Source organism: Leucobacter japonicus, from assembly GCF_001273855.1.
In the GTDB taxonomy this organism is placed as follows: domain Bacteria; phylum Actinomycetota; class Actinomycetes; order Actinomycetales; family Microbacteriaceae; genus Leucobacter; species Leucobacter japonicus.
Window position 1 is genome coordinate 57,446 of the sequence record NZ_JHBX01000109.1, and the last position, 15,992, is coordinate 73,437.

22 protein-coding genes are annotated in these 15,992 nt (G+C 67.5%); 17 read left to right on the top strand and 5 right to left on the bottom strand.

All coding sequences use genetic code 11. From position 1 onward, the window contains the following. Positions 1-49 precede the first annotated feature (49 nt). Positions 50-1,444: a purine-cytosine permease family protein gene (locus AMS67_RS11655; protein WP_156316635.1), complete on the top strand. Its 1,395-nt coding sequence runs from the start codon at positions 50-52 to the stop codon at positions 1,442-1,444. Positions 1,445-1,529: 85 nt separating this feature from the next. Here the strand turns inward: AMS67_RS11655 and AMS67_RS11660 are convergent, their stop codons facing one another. Next, complete coding sequence (locus tag AMS67_RS11660; RefSeq protein WP_053387542.1) at positions 1,530-2,996, bottom strand: PucR family transcriptional regulator; 1,467 nt, start codon at positions 2,994-2,996, stop codon at positions 1,530-1,532. Between the two features lie 92 nt (positions 2,997-3,088). On the opposite strand from AMS67_RS11660, the gene pxpA reads away from it, so the two are divergent. From pxpA to AMS67_RS11700, 8 genes are all read left to right on the top strand, one after another. Continuing rightward, complete coding sequence (gene pxpA, locus AMS67_RS11665) at positions 3,089-3,823, top strand: 5-oxoprolinase subunit PxpA (RefSeq protein ID WP_053387543.1); 735 nt, start codon at positions 3,089-3,091, stop codon at positions 3,821-3,823. A gap of 52 nt (positions 3,824-3,875) precedes the next feature. After that, complete coding sequence (locus AMS67_RS11670; protein ID WP_053387544.1) at positions 3,876-4,112, top strand: acetyl-CoA carboxylase; 237 nt, start codon at positions 3,876-3,878, stop codon at positions 4,110-4,112. A gap of 35 nt (positions 4,113-4,147) precedes the next feature. Then, on the top strand, positions 4,148-5,503 hold the full coding sequence (locus AMS67_RS11675; RefSeq protein WP_053387545.1) for an acetyl-CoA carboxylase biotin carboxylase subunit: 1,356 nt from the start codon (positions 4,148-4,150) through the stop codon (positions 5,501-5,503). Continuing rightward, positions 5,500-6,393 (top strand): 5-oxoprolinase subunit B family protein, encoded by an 894-nt coding sequence (locus AMS67_RS11680; protein ID WP_053387546.1) that lies wholly within the window; start codon positions 5,500-5,502, stop codon positions 6,391-6,393. Before AMS67_RS11675 ends, AMS67_RS11680 begins: the two co-directional genes overlap by 4 nt. After that, the gene (locus AMS67_RS11685) at positions 6,383-7,360 is read left to right on the top strand and encodes a 5-oxoprolinase subunit C family protein (protein ID WP_053387547.1); all 978 of its coding nucleotides are present in this window, start codon (positions 6,383-6,385) and stop codon (positions 7,358-7,360) included. The genes AMS67_RS11680 and AMS67_RS11685 overlap by 11 nt, the downstream gene beginning before the upstream one ends. Position 7,361: 1 nt before the next feature. Continuing rightward, positions 7,362-7,556, top strand: a complete 195-nt coding sequence (locus AMS67_RS11690) for a tautomerase family protein (RefSeq protein WP_053387548.1) — start codon at positions 7,362-7,364, stop codon at positions 7,554-7,556. 123 nt (positions 7,557-7,679) lie between these two features. Beyond that, positions 7,680-8,258, top strand: a complete 579-nt coding sequence (locus AMS67_RS11695) for an HdeD family acid-resistance protein (RefSeq protein WP_053387549.1) — start codon at positions 7,680-7,682, stop codon at positions 8,256-8,258. 72 nt (positions 8,259-8,330) lie between these two features. After that, positions 8,331-8,969, top strand: coding sequence for a hypothetical protein (locus AMS67_RS11700; RefSeq protein ID WP_156316636.1), 639 nt, complete (start codon positions 8,331-8,333; stop codon positions 8,967-8,969). 23 nt (positions 8,970-8,992) lie between these two features. Here the strand turns inward: AMS67_RS11700 and AMS67_RS11705 are convergent, their stop codons facing one another. Genes AMS67_RS11705 through AMS67_RS11720 form a run of 4 tightly spaced genes read right to left on the bottom strand, consistent with a single transcriptional unit; the run spans position 8,993 to position 11,607 of the window. Beyond that, the gene (locus tag AMS67_RS11705; protein WP_053387551.1) at positions 8,993-9,454 is read right to left on the bottom strand and encodes an SseB family protein; all 462 of its coding nucleotides are present in this window, start codon (positions 9,452-9,454) and stop codon (positions 8,993-8,995) included. A gap of 9 nt (positions 9,455-9,463) precedes the next feature. After that, positions 9,464-10,225, bottom strand: coding sequence for an energy-coupling factor transporter transmembrane component T family protein (locus tag AMS67_RS11710; RefSeq protein WP_082305493.1), 762 nt, complete (start codon positions 10,223-10,225; stop codon positions 9,464-9,466). Next, positions 10,222-10,938 carry an energy-coupling factor ABC transporter ATP-binding protein gene (locus AMS67_RS11715; protein WP_053387552.1) on the bottom strand — a complete coding sequence of 239 codons (717 nt, stop codon included), beginning with the start codon at positions 10,936-10,938 and terminating at the stop codon, positions 10,222-10,224. The genes AMS67_RS11710 and AMS67_RS11715 overlap by 4 nt, the downstream gene beginning before the upstream one ends. A gap of 54 nt (positions 10,939-10,992) precedes the next feature. Next, entirely contained in the window at positions 10,993-11,607 is a 615-nt protein-coding gene (locus AMS67_RS11720) for a biotin transporter BioY (RefSeq protein WP_053387553.1), read from the bottom strand. Between the two features lie 110 nt (positions 11,608-11,717). On the opposite strand from AMS67_RS11720, the gene AMS67_RS11725 reads away from it, so the two are divergent. The 8 genes from AMS67_RS11725 (at position 11,718) to AMS67_RS11760 (ending at position 15,989) form a co-directional block, all read left to right on the top strand. Next, the gene (locus tag AMS67_RS11725) at positions 11,718-12,341 is read left to right on the top strand and encodes a TetR family transcriptional regulator (protein WP_053387554.1); all 624 of its coding nucleotides are present in this window, start codon (positions 11,718-11,720) and stop codon (positions 12,339-12,341) included. 9 nt (positions 12,342-12,350) lie between these two features. Then, positions 12,351-13,139: an alpha/beta fold hydrolase gene (locus tag AMS67_RS11730; RefSeq protein WP_053387555.1), complete on the top strand. Its 789-nt coding sequence runs from the start codon at positions 12,351-12,353 to the stop codon at positions 13,137-13,139. A 49-nt stretch (positions 13,140-13,188) separates the two neighbouring features. Continuing rightward, positions 13,189-13,485 carry a hypothetical protein gene (locus AMS67_RS11735; RefSeq protein ID WP_053387556.1) on the top strand — a complete coding sequence of 99 codons (297 nt, stop codon included), beginning with the start codon at positions 13,189-13,191 and terminating at the stop codon, positions 13,483-13,485. A 202-nt stretch (positions 13,486-13,687) separates the two neighbouring features. Beyond that, complete coding sequence (locus tag AMS67_RS11740) at positions 13,688-13,879, top strand: hypothetical protein (protein ID WP_053387557.1); 192 nt, start codon at positions 13,688-13,690, stop codon at positions 13,877-13,879. A 37-nt stretch (positions 13,880-13,916) separates the two neighbouring features. Continuing rightward, positions 13,917-14,288, top strand: coding sequence for a hypothetical protein (locus AMS67_RS11745; protein WP_053387558.1), 372 nt, complete (start codon positions 13,917-13,919; stop codon positions 14,286-14,288). Between the two features lie 192 nt (positions 14,289-14,480). Next, positions 14,481-14,855 (top strand): hypothetical protein, encoded by a 375-nt coding sequence (locus tag AMS67_RS11750; protein WP_156316637.1) that lies wholly within the window; start codon positions 14,481-14,483, stop codon positions 14,853-14,855. Between the two features lie 185 nt (positions 14,856-15,040). Beyond that, on the top strand, positions 15,041-15,643 hold the full coding sequence (locus AMS67_RS11755; RefSeq protein ID WP_053387560.1) for a GNAT family N-acetyltransferase: 603 nt from the start codon (positions 15,041-15,043) through the stop codon (positions 15,641-15,643). A 55-nt stretch (positions 15,644-15,698) separates the two neighbouring features. Beyond that, on the top strand, positions 15,699-15,989 hold the full coding sequence (locus tag AMS67_RS11760; RefSeq protein ID WP_053387561.1) for a hypothetical protein: 291 nt from the start codon (positions 15,699-15,701) through the stop codon (positions 15,987-15,989). Positions 15,990-15,992: the final 3 nt, after the last annotated feature.

Below are 15,992 nucleotides of genomic sequence, written 5' to 3' on the forward strand. Positions count from 1 at the left end.
GTGCGAACTGTGAGATGCGGCACCCCGGATACCAATGGAGGTACACATCGTGAGTTTCAATCTCACCGGGACCAACGAGGATGTCGAAGCCACCGACGCCCTGGCGCGCGAGGCAAACGACGAAGACCAGATGAAGCGCGGTTCGCTCGCGCTCGCCTGGTACGGCGTCGCCAGCGCGTTCTTCTTCGTCTACATCGGCGCCGCCATGGCCGCCGCCTACGGCACGGTTAACGCCATCATCGGCATCGTGCTCACCATCATCGTGTATGGCGCGATCAACGCGGTGCTCTCGAAGTACGCGATCAACAACCGCACCACGGTCGCCCAGTTCTCGCGCACGATTCTCGGTACGGCCGGATCATCGATCGCGACGATCATCTTCGCGCTCGTGGCGATCTACTACGCCGTCTTCGAGGGCTCGATCGTGGCGTATGCGTTCATGGCGGCATTCGGTGGAGAGATGTGGATGTGGAGCCTGATCGTCGTGCTCTACTCCACCCCATTGATCATCGGTGGTGTGCGCCGGTTCCTCGACAAGCTCAACGGCTGGTTGATGCCGCTCTATTTCTTCGGACTCGTCGCAGCGGTCATTTGGGCCGGCGTGGTCTACGGATTCGGCGACGCGTGGCTCACCCATGCGCCTGCGGTGGAGCTGCCCTTCTCTCTGGGCGGCCCGGGCTGGCTCGCGACCTTCGCCGGGTACATGGGCATCTGGATCATGATGATGTTCACGATGGACTACGCAGCATTGGGCAAGCGCAAGGACGTGAAGTTCCATCAGCGTTTCACCTTCGGCCCGCTGTTCTACGTGCTCGCCTACGGCTTCTCGGCGTTCGTCGGCATCTTCCTCACCTTCACCATTCCCGGCATGGAAGTGTCGGAAAGCGGTGTCGCCGGGGGCATGGTCAGCCTCATGGGCATCTTCGGCCTGGTCGTCATCATCGCCTCGCAGACCCGCATCAATACCGCGAACTATTACCTGGGTGCGGCGAATCTGAAAGCGTTCGGCGAGCGAGTGCTGAGACTCAACCTGCCGAACATCGCGTGGGTGCTGATCTCTTCCGTCATCATCTTCCTGTTGATGCTGCTCCCAATCGTGCAGTACCTGCTGCTCGCCCTCGCCTGGCAGGGGGTATTGGTGACGGCGTGGGTCGCGATCGCGCTCACTCACGTGCTGCTCGACCAGGGCCGCAACCAGGAGCACTCCGCGATCGACGATCGCCATTACAAGCCCTTCAACAGCAACGGTCTCATCGCGTGGATCGTCGGTACGGTAATCGGTCTTGTGATGCTGCAGTTCGGTGCCATCAACCCCGAACTCGCGGGCGTCGGATCGACCTGGGGTCCGATTCTGACGGCCGTGTCATCTGCGGTCGTCTACGCGCTGCTCTGGAAAGTGCGTCCAACGAGCCGCACCGGACTGATCGCGGTGGTCGGATCCTGATCTGACATCTGCACCCGACCTGGCCCCGCAGGGCCCGAGCACCGCTCGGCGTGACTGCGGGGCCAGGCGCGTGCGTCCTGCGGTATCAGTACGGCTCGATATCGACCAGTCGCAGCGCCATCAGGCAGGTGGCCTTCCCCTCGAGAGTATCGAGCGAGAGGCCGAGGATCTCCTCGATGCGGCGGATGCGATACCCCAGCGAGTTGCGGTGGATGAAGAGTTCGTCGCAGGTGCGCGAGGGCTGGGCGTCATTGCGAATCCAGGCGCGCAGCGTCGGCAGCAGTTCGGTGCTGCGCTGCTCATCGTGCTCCAGCAGCGGGGCGAGGAAGTGCTCGGCCGACTCGCGCGCCCCGCGCCCGGCCGCCGCTGCGACCACGGCACTGAGGCCGAGAGCCGGAGCGACGACCGGGTGCGCAGTGTGGTGCACGAGGTCGAGTGCGTGAACGAGCGAGATGCGCAGCTCGTCGATGGTGCGCATCGGCCCGCGGAACACCAGCGGCAGCGCCGGCTTGAGGTGCAGGAGCGCCTCGGAGGCCTCGACGAACCCCTCGCGGGGAAACTGTGCGAGCGCGATGAGACGGTCGTCGATCTCGGCGACGCGCACATCGTGGAAGGCGCCGTGCAGGGCGACGCGCAGCTTCCAGGCCGCGGCCGCGTGCTCGCCGCTGAGGTCGGCGACGGTCAACGCGGTGTCGGCGCGGCGACTCAGGCCGAGCTCGTGGAACGCGTTCGCCACGTCGCTGCGCGTCGATTCCGACCAGCCCACGCAGCGGTTCACGAAGCGCAGCATGTCTTGGTGGCTGCTCGCGTCGACGGCGACTGCGCGATTCAGTTGCAGCGCCAGAATCGCGGTGACGGGGGCGAGCAGCGTCTCCACCTCGCCGGCGGAGCGGTGCAGGCGCACGGCCAGCTGGCACGGATTGCTCAGGCCCATGGGCAGCGGAATGCTGAGCTCTTCGGGGCCAGAAACGCGCCCGCTGCCGGTGCGCCAGGTGGCGGTCTCGGGGTATTGCGCGATCAGCGAGTCGAACGCGTCGTAGACCGCGAGCGGCCCCTCGACCACGGCATGAATCGCGGCGAGCAGCGTGGTGATCTCTGCGCCCTGGCTCGCGAGCCGCGCGCACTCGTCGGCGAGGAGCCAACCACGGTTGAACCGCTCCATGCGCTCCGCCTGAATCCACTCCTCGACGTATTGATCGATCTTGTGGAGGGGAACAGTGGTCGGCACCTCGAGCAGGGGGACATCGTAGGCGGCGCAGGCGGTGACGAGGCCGGGTGGCAACTCACGGTGCGCGGAGCCGATCGCGAAGGCGACCGCCGAGACCGGCACCCCGGCGAGGCGCTCGACGTAGCCGTCCCAGATCGCCGGCTCGGTGAAGTTCATGCCGATCCCCGAGGTGAGCAGCAGCACGTCCTCCTCCAGGAACGGCGTCGGATCGAGGTGTTCCATGGGGGCGCACCGGGCGATCTCGCGGTTGAGTCGTTTCGTGCCCGAGGGGGTCTCGAGGCGCAGGTCGAGCGAGGGGTCTGTCAGCAGATCGACGACGCGCACGTGCGGCTCCTTTGCGCTTGCACAATTTCATCCTGAAGTTTCTTGCACCTGCATAATAACGTCTCTCGTTTGGAGCACGTACGTTAGACGCCATGACTGCACAACGTGGTGAAGAAGTTACTGTCAACTCCGACATGGGCGAAGCCCTCGGCCTGCACACCTTCGGGAACGATCCGGCACTGATGCCGATCATCGATGTCGCCAACGTGGCGTGCGGGTTCCACTCGGGCGACCCGCAGACGATGGCCGCGACCGTGGCCCTCGCGCACGAGCACGGCGTCCGTATCGGAGCCCACCCGGGCCTCCCCGATCTCGTCGGTTTCGGCCGCCGCGAAATGAAGCTCACCGCCGACGAGGTCGAGAGCCTGATCCGCTACCAGGTCGGCGCGCTGAGCGGCTTCCTGAAGGCCCACGGCCTCCCGCTGAACCACATCAAGCCCCACGGTTCGCTCTACGGCATGCTCGCACGCGACGAGGGGCTCATGGCCGGAGCCGTGCGCGTCGCCGCCGACTTCGACGTGCCGGTTTTCGGCATTGCGGGATCCGCCCACCAGCGCGTCGCCGAGCGCGCGGGCGTCGAATTCGTCGGTGAGCTCTACGTCGACCTCGACTACAACTCCGAGGGCGGGCTCATCATCCTGCGCCAGCCGCTCGCCACCGACCCCGCTGCTGCTGCCGAGCGCACGCGTCGCGCGCTCGAGACCGGCATGGTGCTCGCGAACGACGGTACGGAGCTTCCCATCGCGTTCCGCAGCATCTGCGTGCATTCTGATACCCCGAACGCCGTCGAGGTCGCCGCCGCAGTCCGTGCGGCGCTCGCCGCCTGAACCACCCCGCTACCTGCACCGCACCGCCCACGCATCACTGGAGATCACACCCATGAGTTCACAGGTCATCGCGCCCCTTCCGGGCATTTTCTATCGCAGCCCCGCACCAGGCAAGCCGCCGTTCGTCGAAGCGGGTGACCCGGTCGAGGCCGGCCAGACCATCGGTGTCATCGAGATCATGAAGCAGTTCACCGAGGTTCGGTCGGAGAGCGCGGGAACCCTCACCGCGTTCGAGATCGAAGACAACGGCACCGTCGGCCCGGGCGATGTCATCGCCACCATCGACTGATGGGTGCGACGAACGGCAACAAAGGAGCTGCAGCAGTGAAGAAATTGCTCATCGCCAATCGCGGCGAGATCGCGATCCGCATCATCCGCACGGCGAAAGAGATGGGGATCGCCACGGTCGCCGTCGTGAGCGAGGCCGACCGCGGTTCGAACGTCGAGCGCTTCGCCGACGAAACCCACGTGATCGGGCCAGCGCCAGCCGGGCTCAGCTATCTGAACCACGACGCGATCCTCGCCGCCGCAGCGGCCAGCGGTGCCGACGCGGTGCACCCGGGCTACGGCTTCCTGTCCGAGAACGCGGCGTTCGCGCGACGCGTGCAAGAGGCCGGTCTCGTGTGGGTCGGCCCGAGCCCCGAGTCGATCGAGCTCATGGGTGACAAGGCGCGTGCGCGCGAGGCCGCCATCGCCGCCGGGGTGCCCGTGCTCGCCGGCACTGAAGGCGTGCTCGACATCGAGGCCGACATCGAGTCGATCGCCGACGGTATCGGCTACCCGCTCGTGGTCAAGGCCTCGGCAGGCGGCGGTGGTCGCGGTATTCGCCGCATCGCATCGCGCGCCGAGGTGCGGGGCACGGTCGAGATCGCGCAGGCCGAAGCGCTCGCCGCCTTCGGGTCGGCCGATGTCTACTTCGAGCGCTTCGTGACGCGCGCCCGCCACGTCGAGGTGCAGATCTTCGGCGACGGGGAGTCGTGGGTGCACCTCGGCGACCGTGACTGCTCCATGCAGCGGCGCCAGCAGAAGGTCATCGAGGAGGCGCCGGCGCCCAGCCTGCCCGACGCGATCCGCGCCCAGATGCGCGAAACCTCGGTGGAACTCGCGCGGCAGTCGCAGTACATCGGAGCGGGCACCGTCGAGTTCCTGTACGACCCGGTGCGCGAGGAGGTCGCGTTCATCGAGATGAACACGCGCCTGCAGGTCGAACACCCCATCAGCGAGGCCATCACGGGTATCGACCTCGTGCGCGAGCAGTTGCGCGTCGCGTCGGGCGAGCGGCTCGGTTACACGCAGGACGACATCACGTTCGAGGGGCACGCCTTCGAGTTCCGCATCAACGCCGAAGACCCCGAGAACAACTTCATGCCGAGCCCGGGCCTCATCGAGACGCTCGAACTGTCAGGCGGCCCCGGTGTTCGCTCCGACTTCGGGTTCTCGGCCGGGCAGACCGTGATGCCGTTTTACGACTCGCTGCTCGGAAAAGTCGTCGTCTGGGCTGCCGATCGCGAACAGGCTCGCGCTCGCGCGATCCGGGTGCTCGACGAGACGCAGATCTCCGGCATCAAAACGACCGTGCCGCTGATGCGCCGACTCGTCGACCTCGAGGACTTCAGCGCCGCGGAGCATTACACGACCTACATCGAATCCGTACCAGGACTATTGGGGGAGCCCTCATGACGCACACGGATCAGTCGCGCTACACATGGGGTGGCGACGAGTTCTTGCTCGTCGAGATCTCGCCCGACATGTCGCTCGAATCCAATTTCATCGCGAACGCAGTGGCCCACGGGCTCGAGGAGGCGGCGCTCGACGGCATCGTCGACATCTGCCCCGCGAACGCCTCACTCCTCATCCGCTTCGACCCCGACGCGCTATCGCATGGTGTGCTCGAGGCCCGGGTGCGCGAGTTCGAGACCGAGGTGCGACGGGCGACCGTGCAGCAACTCGAGACGCGCATTATGGAGATGCCCGTCTGGTACGGGGATCCCTACACGGCGGAGGTGGAGCAGCGGTTCCGCGAGGGCTTCCACCAACGGCCTGAGGGCACCGACCTCGACTACAGCGCGGAGGTGAACGGCTTGGCTTCAGCCGAGGAGTTCATCCGTCGGCATCACGAGACCCCCTGGATCGTCTCCATGGTCGGGTTCGTCGCAGGCCTTCCCTTCCTCTTCCAGCTGACGCCGCGCGAGCGGCAGTTGGAGGTGCCGAAGTACTTGAGCCCCCGCACCGACACTCCGGCGCTCACCATCGGCTACGGCGGCTGCTTCACCGCGCACTACTCGGTGCGCGGTGCCGGCGGGTACCAGATGCTCGGGATCACGCCGACCCCGATCTTCGACCCTGAGCAGCAGCTCGCCGACTTCGCCGACTTCATGGTGCTCTTCCGCACGGGCGACCTCGTGAAGTACCGCGCCGTCGACGAGGCCGAGTACCGCGAGATCGAGGCGCAGGTCGCCGCCGGCACCTATCGCTACCGCCAGGCGCCCGTCACGTTCACGCTCGCCGAGGCGCTCGCGGATCCCGACGCCTACAACCGCACCCTGCTGGAGGCCCTCGATGTCGCTTGAGATTCTCACCCCCGGTCTCGCCACGACTGTGCAGGATCGTGGTCGTTTCGGCTACTACCGCTTCGGCATTCCGCAGGGAGGTGCCATGGATCAGTACTCCGCCGCGCTCGCGAACCGGCTCGTCGGCAACGGGCCCGATGACGCGCTGCTCGAGTGCACCTACCTGGGGCCGAAGATCCGCGTGGACGCGCACACGGTGCTCGCGATCACCGGAGCACCGGTCGACGTGCTGGTCAACGGCGAGCCCGTGGCCGAGTACGAGCGGGTCGAGTTGGGAGCCGGCGACGAGCTGTCGTTCGGCGTGATCCGCGGCGGCGCGAAGTTCTTCATCGCGGTCGCCGGCGGCATCGACGTGCCGGAGGTGCTCGGCTCCCGCTCGACGTATCCCATCGGCAAGATGGGCGGCTTCGAAGGGCGGGCGCTGCAGGCCGGTGACGTGGTGCCGGTCGGCGCCGCCCCGACGAGCGCGCTGCCCAGGCTCGACGCGGTGCCTGAGGCGTGGCGGCCGAGCTTCGAACGCGAGGTCGCGGTGCGCATCATGTTCGGCCTCTACGATCACAAACTCACCGATGAGGGCCGCAGCAACCTTACGGACGAGGAGTGGACGCTCACCCCGGTCGCCGACCGGATGGGGCTGCGCTTCGACGGCCCTGGCGCCCCCTGGAAGCAGGAGGAGCAACCGTTCGGCGCGGGGCAGGACCCCTCGAATATCACGGACGCCGGCTACGCGGTCGGATCCATCCAGATTCCTGGTGGGACGCAACCGATCGTGCTGCACTGCGACGCGGTGTCGGGTGGCGGATACGCTCAGGCCGGCACAGTGATCAGCGCCGATATGGACCTGTTCGCCCGTATGGCGCCGGGCACGCGCGTGCGCTTCGTGCCCGTCTCGATGGACGAGGCGCTCGCGGCGCGTGCGGAGCGGAGCGCACGATTCGCGGAGATCTGGTCGGGGGAGGTGCGCTGACATGCCGCTCGTCACTGTGAAGATGTTCGAGCATCGGCTGCAGCAGGATCCGGAACTCGCGCGTCGGCTCGCGGTCGCCATCGATGCGCTCATAGCGGAGTACTGCACCGGCCCCGACGGCAAGCGGCCGGATACGTGGGTCACGGTCGAGGGCGTGCCGCGAGAGCAGTGGACGTTCAACGGAGAGACTCGCTAACACGGGCGGAGCGGGTGCGAGGACGTCTTCCCTGCACCCGCTCTCGTGTATTTCCTGAGAATCCGCCATGATAAGAGCAGGCGCGCATCGGCGCTGCCGCACGCACCTGAATAAGGAGTCGACATGGCGTCATCCGCACCCACAACCCCAGAGGCTGCGGCAAGCAGCAACGCGCTTCGCACCGCACTCGGCATCGGCGGCCTCATCGCCATCGTGCTCGGTCTGCTGATCGTCTTCTTCCCGGGGGCATCGGGCGCCGTGACCACCCAGATCATCGCCGCACTCACCGCGGCCTACGCCCTCGTGGTCGGCGTCGTCTACGTCGGCTCGGCGCTCTTCGGGCGCACGGTTGGCGGTTGGGCGCGCACGGGGCACATCGTGCTCGGCCTGCTCTACGTCATCGGCGGGTTCGTCATGCTCGCGAACCTCAAGGCCACCGGCGCACTGCTCGCGCTCTTCCTCACCATCACCATCGGTGTGCTCTGGATCTTCGAAGCCGTACTCGCGTTCAGCACGCTGAGCCAGGCGAAGAGCAAAGTGTGGGGCATTATTCACGGTGTCATCGGGCTGCTCGCCGGTCTCACCCTGATCTTTTCGCCCCTGCTCGGGGCGGTCACCCTGTGGCTGCTGCTCGGCATCTCGATGATCATCCTCGGCATCGCGCAAGCCGTGCGAGCGTTCGGCATGAAGTCGGCGGAATAGCGTTCATCGGGGAGCGGGCGGCGGGCGCGCAGGCACTAGCGGCAGGAGATTTTGGGCCCTAAAATCACTTTTGTGAGTGATGACATGGGGATCCTGATCTTTCTCGCCGTCGGTGTGCTGGTGCTCGCCGCCATCGTCTTCTTCGGAGTTCGCAGTTCTGCGAAGAAGAAGCGTGCCGACCGCCCCACGTGGCAGGTGAGCACGCAGTGGATCGTTGGGCAGCCGGTGATCGTGAGCAGCGATATCGAGCTTGCAGATCGGCGGCAGGAAGAGCTTTTCCGGCAGACGTATGACATCGGCGGCATCGTCGCGGGGGTGCTCGTGCCGGGCCCCGACGGCACGCCTACTCCAACCGATCTGCGGGTGTCTCGGGTCTCGCGCAGCCTGCGCGCCGGATGGCCGCAGGCGAAGCTGGGCCTCGCCGTCTACTTCGAGCCCTGGGAGCAGGCGGAGTTCCCCGCGAGCTACCCGATCTCGGGTTCGGCGAAGTCGGTGCGTCTGGAGCTCGACGCGAACGGAGTCACCGCCAGCGATGCGGCATCCGCGGTGACCTGGGCGGCGCCGTGGTCATCGATCCGGGTGTCAAACGGTAACGACATCATTCTCGCCGACGGCGAGAACCGTCGCGTGCAGTTTTCGGTGCCGGCGGAGCACGCCGAGCTCGAAGAATTCCTCACGAAGTACGCCACCTTGCAGCAGATGCACTTCTAGGCGTTGAGGAGCGGGCGCGCGATCTACCGCATGCTCTCCAGCATCTCGGCGGTGATCTCGCCCTCTCCCGAGGCGAGCACTACGTATTTGCGCAGCATCACGAGTGCGGCCGACGCCTTGTCGAATTCGGCGGCGACGAACCGGTCGGTGCCGATGAGCGCGAGGGCGGCTCGAGCGGGCATCACTGCACCGCGCACCTCGTCGGCGCGCGAGCTCGGCGCGAGGGCGCGCAGCTCCGCCATCGACGTGAAGATCGGCAGCACGGGCTTGCCGGTGGTCGACCGGATGGTGCGCACCCGGTGCCCCTTCTTCTTTGTCGCGGCGCCGGTGACGTCGACGACGAGGTAGCCCTCGCGAAGCGCGTTCAGAAACGCGGCGAGGTGCGTGTAGTCGGGGGTCGCCTGCAGTGCATCGAGTGCGGCGCGGGCCGCCTCGTTCACGTAGTCGGCGTGCACGTCTTCAGGGATCGGCGGCTGCTCCGTCATGCTCCCAGACTACGCGGCCGACGCGCCTCGACCGCGCGTGTGCTCCGAACCACCGGGCTGATCCACACCCTCGTCCTCTTCACCGATGCCCCGCGCCGCGAGCGCCTCACCGGTGAGCTGCGCCTGGGCGACGGTGCGGATCACCAGCGGCACGACGCGGGCGCGCGGGCTGCGTTCGAGGCCCCGAGCGCGTGCCGCGTCACGGGTCTCGCGTGAGATGCCGATGACATTTGGAATCGCGCGGATGACGAGCGAGAACGCGAGTGCGACCCGCTCAGGCTTGACGCCGAAGCGGCGTAGCGGCCCGATTGCCCAGGTCACGGTGTCGGTCATGTCTTCGATCGCGGTGCTCGCGGTGACTGCGCTGGCGGCGAGGATCAGCGCGAAGAGGCTGCCGACCACCACATAGCCGCGCACTGCGCCGGCGGCCCAGGCCGTGGCGCCCGGAAAGGCGGCCCCGGCCGCGCCGATGCCGCCCACCGCAGCGAACGCGTCGCTCGCGGCGGTGAAAACGAAAAGCAGCACCGCGACGATGGCGAAGCCACGGGCGACCCGGCCGAAGTCGCGGCCGCGCATGCCCGAGAGGATGGCGAGTGCGATCGCGATCCCGAGCCACAGTGTGGTCGTCCAAAGCGAGGCTGCGCCCGTGCCGCGCAGCGCCATGACGACGATCGCGAAGAGGAACAGCCCGAGCAGCTTCGCCCCCGGTCGCACCGCGTGCAGCGGGCCGCGGCGGGTGATGTAGCTGCCGAGCGGAGACGCCTCGCTCACCGAAGTGCTCGCTCTCGGTAGTGCGCGATCGCCTCGGCGGGTGGGCCGTCGAACACGACGCGAGCGTCGTCGACCACGAGCGTGCGGTCGGCGCGCGCGGCGAGGTCGAGGTCGTGGGTGACGACGAGCAGCTGCTGCGGCAGCGACATCAGCAGATCACCGATGGTGCGGGCGTTGCGCAGGTCGAGCAGGGTGGTCGGTTCGTCGGCGACGAGGATCGCCGGGTCGCCCGCGAGCACCGACGCGATGGCGAGCAACTGCTTCTGCCCGCCCGAGAGCGTGTGTACGCTCTGGTCGGCGCGCTCGGCCAGCCCGAAGCGCTCGAGCACGGCGAGGGCTGCCGCGTGACGCTCGCGCTTGTCGGGGTGGCTGCGGCGCAGCGAGAGCGAGACGTCTTCGGCGACCGTCGGCATGATGAGCTGCGCCGATGGGTCGGTGAAGACGAACCCCACTGCGCGGCGCACGGCGGCCCCGTCGCGGCGGGTATCGAGCAGGGCGCCGCTCGATGCACCCGCGTCGACGCCGATGCGCACGGACCCCGCGCTCGGCTCGATGAGTCCGTTCACGAGCCGGGCGAGCGTCGATTTGCCCGAGCCGTTGCCGCCGATCACCGAGATGCGGTGCTCGGCGAGCGTCAGCGAGGTGGGCTGCAGAATCGTCCGATCGGCGTCGGGGCCAGGGGCGACCACGGTGGCGGAGCGGAGTTCGATCACGCGGAGATCCTACTCGGGGGCGGGTGCGGGTGCGGGTGCGGTGCCGGTGCGAGCTCAGCGCGCGCGGGTCGGAAGCAGCGCGGGGAAGGCGCGGTGCACGGCAGTCGCGACGAGCGCCATGAGGATGTTCTTCACGATGTCGCCCGGAATGAACGCGAGATCGAAGAGGAAGGCGTCGCCGATGCTCATGCCGCCGCGCCACGCGAGACCGAGTGCGCCGAGCGGGTGAATGAAGATGAGGCTGCTGGCGAAGCCGGCGACGAAGATGAGCGGGATGCTCGCGGCGATCTTGCGGCGGGGCAGGCGTTCGACGATGAAGCCGGTGAGCAGCGCGGCGAGCGGGAACGCGACGAGATAGCCGACCGTGGGGCCGGCGAACGGGGCGAGGCCGGCCGATCCTCCCGAGAACACCGGCAGTCCGATCGCGCCGACGGCGAGGTACAGCAGCACGGCCAAGAATCCGCGTCGCGCCCCGAGCACGGCGCCCGAGAGCATCACGGCGAAGGTCTGCAGCGTGATGGGCACGAGGCCGCCGATGCTGATGGCGGGGAGCAGCGCGCAGGCGGCGATCAGGGCGGCGAACGCGGCGATGAGCGCAAGATCGGTGGCGACGCGATTGCGGCGCGGGGCCGCGGCGGTCTCGAGCGCGGGGGTGGCGTCGGTGGTCATGGGGGCTCCTCGGTGAGTCGGGCGCTGCGGCGGGGTGATGCCCCGGCCCGGCAGGCCAACCTGAACAGTGTTCTGGTGAACGGTGTTCAGGTTAGCGCTAGGCTGGGGAAATGCGCAACACGCTCGCCGATGTCGTCTCCACAGCGTTGGAGGTACTCGACGATCAGGGGCTCGAGGGCTGCTCGATGCGCCGGGTCGCCGCGGCGCTCGACGTGCAGCCCAGCGCCCTCTATCACCACGTGCCCAATAAGCAGAGCCTGCTTGCGCTCATGGCCGACGAGATCGCCGGCGGAGTGCTGCAGGTCGAGGCGGGCGCGGTGCTCACGCGCGACGGTGCTCCGGTCGGGCCGGCTGACCGCGCGCGCTTCATCTGTCTCGCCCTTCGTGGGGCCATGCTCGACATTCGTGACGGCGCCGACGTGGTCGCGACGGCGGCGGCGTTCCGGCTCGGCGATTCGGCAGTGGAGGATCGCCTGGCCGAGCTCATCGGAGCCGACGGCGCGCGCACCATCCTGCTCTTCACCTTCGGCCACACGCAGTCCACGCAGACGCACCGGCAGGCCGCAGCGTTGGGCGCCCTCGGGTCGCTGGTCGGCCGGGCCGACGCCGGAGCCGCTAACGGTGCCGGCTCGGATCGGGGCGCGGGCGATGACGCGGCGGCTGATCCTGCACTCGATCTCGATGCCTCGTTCGAGCGAGGGCTCGACATCATTCTCGCGGGGCTCGAGCGCTAGTCTGCTGAGATGGAACCGCGCGATCTGACCTACGAGCACGGGCCGGTCGAGATGGCCTACACAGAGACCGCGGGCCCGACCGATGCGGGCGATCGCGTCTACGTGCTGATCCACGGCATCGGCATGGGGCGCGTCGTGTACGCCGGGGTCGGCGAAGAGCTCTCGGGCAATGGTCGAGTGCTTGCGGTCGACCTGCCGGGCTTCGGCGATTCACCGGAGCCCGGGTCGGCTGCAACGCTGGAGCAGACCGCCGAGGTGATCGCCCAGTTCATCCGCGACCGCGTGCCCGACACCGCCGTGCTCGTCGGACACTCGATGGGCACGCAGATCGTCGCCGAGGTCGCACACCGGTACCCCGAGCTCGTCGAGGCGCTCGTGCTCATCGCGCCCACGGTGAACCGCCACGAGCGCACGGCGATCCGACAGGGCATGCGCATGGTGCAAGACCTCTGGGGCGAGACCCCGAAGGTGCTGCTGCTCGGGCTCTGGCAGTACGCGAAGACCAGCCCGATCTGGTTTCTCAACAAGCTGCGATTCATGCTCGGGCATCGCATCGAGGCGATCTGCCCGACGATCACGACCCCGACCCTCGTGCTCACCGGCGAAGACGATCGCGTCTGCCCGCCCGATTGGGTGCGCGAGGTCGCCGACGCGCTGCCCGACGGCGTCATGGAGTTGATTCCGGATCGCGGCCACGAAGCCATCATTCGCAGCCCGGAGCCGGTCGCGTCGATGATCCTCGATTTCGTGCGGCGTCGCTCGACGGGTTTTGGAAAGGCTACGAACTCGCTAGCGTAGGGGCAACCGGGCGCACTTCCGCTCGCGCCCGGCGCGAAGGAGGGCGACGATGCGCAAGAACCTGAAGATGCTGATGTGGAGTGGCCTCGGGCTGGTCGTTGTTTCGTTTCTCACGCAGTACGCCCAACTGATCCCGCAGCCCACCGTGGGAGCGAACGACCTCTACTGGGCGTTCATGGGGTCGCTGAATCTCGTGTCGTATGCCGGCAACATGATCGGCGCAATCCTCTTCGCCGGAGCGCTGCTGATTCACTTCGGTCTCGATCGACGCGGAACCGATGCGGTGCGGAGTGCGCAGCGAGTCGACGCCGACCTGCCCGAACCCGAAGCGGGAGGGATTGCGTGACGCGATCCTTCACGATTGAAACTCTTGCGCCGGTGCCGCCCGAAGACCTCTTCGCGATCTCACTCGACGCCTCATCACGCAGCGCAACCGGGCGCTGGTTTCGGCGTTCGGATGAATGATTCGTGCGCTGCGCTTTCGGGCGATGCGTCGTCTCCCAGTCTCCCCGTCTCGGGGATTCGAGAACCGGAGTACCCTGGGCACAGTGAGTGAGCAGGAGAAATCGGTAACGCGGGCGACCATCGTGTGGGTGGTCGCCGGAATTGTGGTCTGCGGTGGCATCGGCGCCGTGCTGGGCGGCCTGATCGGCCTGATCGGGCTCGGAGCCGGCAGCGGTCTCGCGATCGGTGCGGTTGCCGGGTTTCTGATCGGCATGCCCGCGGGCGACGCGAAGTAGCTCGCGCAGTCGCGATCGTCACTGCCACACTGAGTGCATGAGTCAGTATCGCGCGGTGCGCGCCTTGCGTACGACGGTCGTTGCCGGTGCAGCGGCGCTGTGCCTCGGCGGGCTGTCGGCGTGCAGTGCGGCGCCCGAGAGCGGCACCGTGACGATCTCGTACTGGGGTACGGATGGCGCCACGGACGAGCCCGCGTCGATGCACTTCACGATCTCGGTGGCGGGTGCAGGAGTGGTGTCTGAGGGCATCGTCGAGCGCGACTCTTCCGTGGGACTCTCCGAGATTCCCTTCGGGTCGCTGACCATCGACATCGCGGAGGCCTGCCAGGTGCAGTCCGAGTTGTTCGACGCACTCAACCCTTCGGCGACGCTCACTGTCGAAGGCGACCAGTGCACGTTCGGCGATTAGTCGCGGCCCGGGGAGAGAGCCGGGGTGCGAGCCGGGCCTCTCACCAGCTTCGCTCCCGCAGGAGAAATTCGTTCATTCGGAGCTTTCGTCGTCGATCGATCCGCGTGAGCGAAGAACTCCGCCGCGACGGGTGGCGGATCACCGGGCCACCCTACGCCAGCAACGTCGGTGGTGGGATTTACGCTGCTGCACGTGGCAGAGCGATCAAACCTGATTCAGGTGGCGAGTGACGAGTGGATCGTCATGCGCGAGTTCGCGCAGTACCCGAAAGCGGTGATTCGCGGCATTCGAGACACTGCAGGGGAGGCGCGGTATGTGCTGCTCGCCTGGCATCCCGTGCGGCACCGGCAACGCATGGTCGGCATCTTCGCGACCCGCACCGAGGCGGAGCGGGCGGTGCCGTGGCCGTCGCGCTCGCCGCAGGTGCCGGGCCGAGCTGACGCGCCGCTGCAACCTGGTGCGCCCGCGGCGCAGGGGTCGCCGCGAGCGCAGAGCACTCAGCGCACGCAGCCGCCCACGCCGCAGTATCCGCCGCAGAACTACGGTGCGGCAGCGGCTAGTCGGTGAGGTGTATGCATGGCATGCTCACGTGGGGCTGTCAATGCGGTGCACATTGCGGGCCAAAGATGAAAAGCTACTTTCGGCCGCTCCCCGAGGAGTCCTGTTTCCCCAAATGTGGCACCGGGGAGCGGCTCTCGACGCGCAGTGACATGCACGAATGCTGAGCCTGTGCGGGCGACTACCGTGGTGGCATGAGTGCGATCGAGATTCGTGAGGCGATGATGTGCGACGCCCGGGGTGTGGCCGACGTGCACGTGCGGTCGTGGCAAAGTGCCTATCGCGGGCTCATTGCCGATGACGTACTGAGCGCATTGAGTGTCGAACGGCGCACTGAACGGTGGGCGGGGTGGATCGCCGCGTCACTCGCGGGCGAGGTGACCGACGGGCAGGGCGTCGTGAGTAAGGGGGCCTCGTCGCATCGCATGGTGGTCGCGGTCGCGGGTGATCGAATCGTGGGGTGGGCCACGTTCGGGCCCGGCCGCGATGCGGGGTCGGATTCGCTCGGCGAGCTCGCCGGGCTGTATGTGGACCCGAACTTCTGGTCGCAGCGCATCGGCTTCGCCCTGATCTCTCGGGTCGAGAGCGAGTTGGGCGCGGCGGGTTTCGGCGCAGCGTATCTTTGGGTGCTCGATGGCAATGAGCGTGCGTCGCAGTTCTATGCGCGCCTAGGGTGGCAGGCCGACGGTGTGGAGAAGTTCGGTGACGCCGGTGATCTCACGGGGCTGCATGAGCGGCGCCATGTGAAGCGACTCACTCCGTCGTTGTCGGCGATCGGGCGCGACAGCACCGGCTGAACGAACTTCGAGCACCAATGGGCGCGTCGCGAAAAGTCGGCGTACACTCGAACATATGTTCGAATCAGTCATCGGGCCGAAGCTGCCCGTTCGCGATGACACCGTGGTGGTCTGGATGGCGAATGGGGTTCCGGCGCGGTTGGTCTTCGAGCGCGCGCGGTGGCGCATCGAGGGGTCGCCGCGACCGATCATCGAGGTGCCCGAGAGTCATGCGCACCCCTTGATCACGCATGCACCGGAACGGCTGACGGGTTGGCGCTGTACCGCACGTCGAGATGGCGGTGCGGAGGTCGCCGAGCTCGCGCTGCGTCGCGCGGGGTCTCGGTGGATTGCCGAGCGGCTTTAGGCG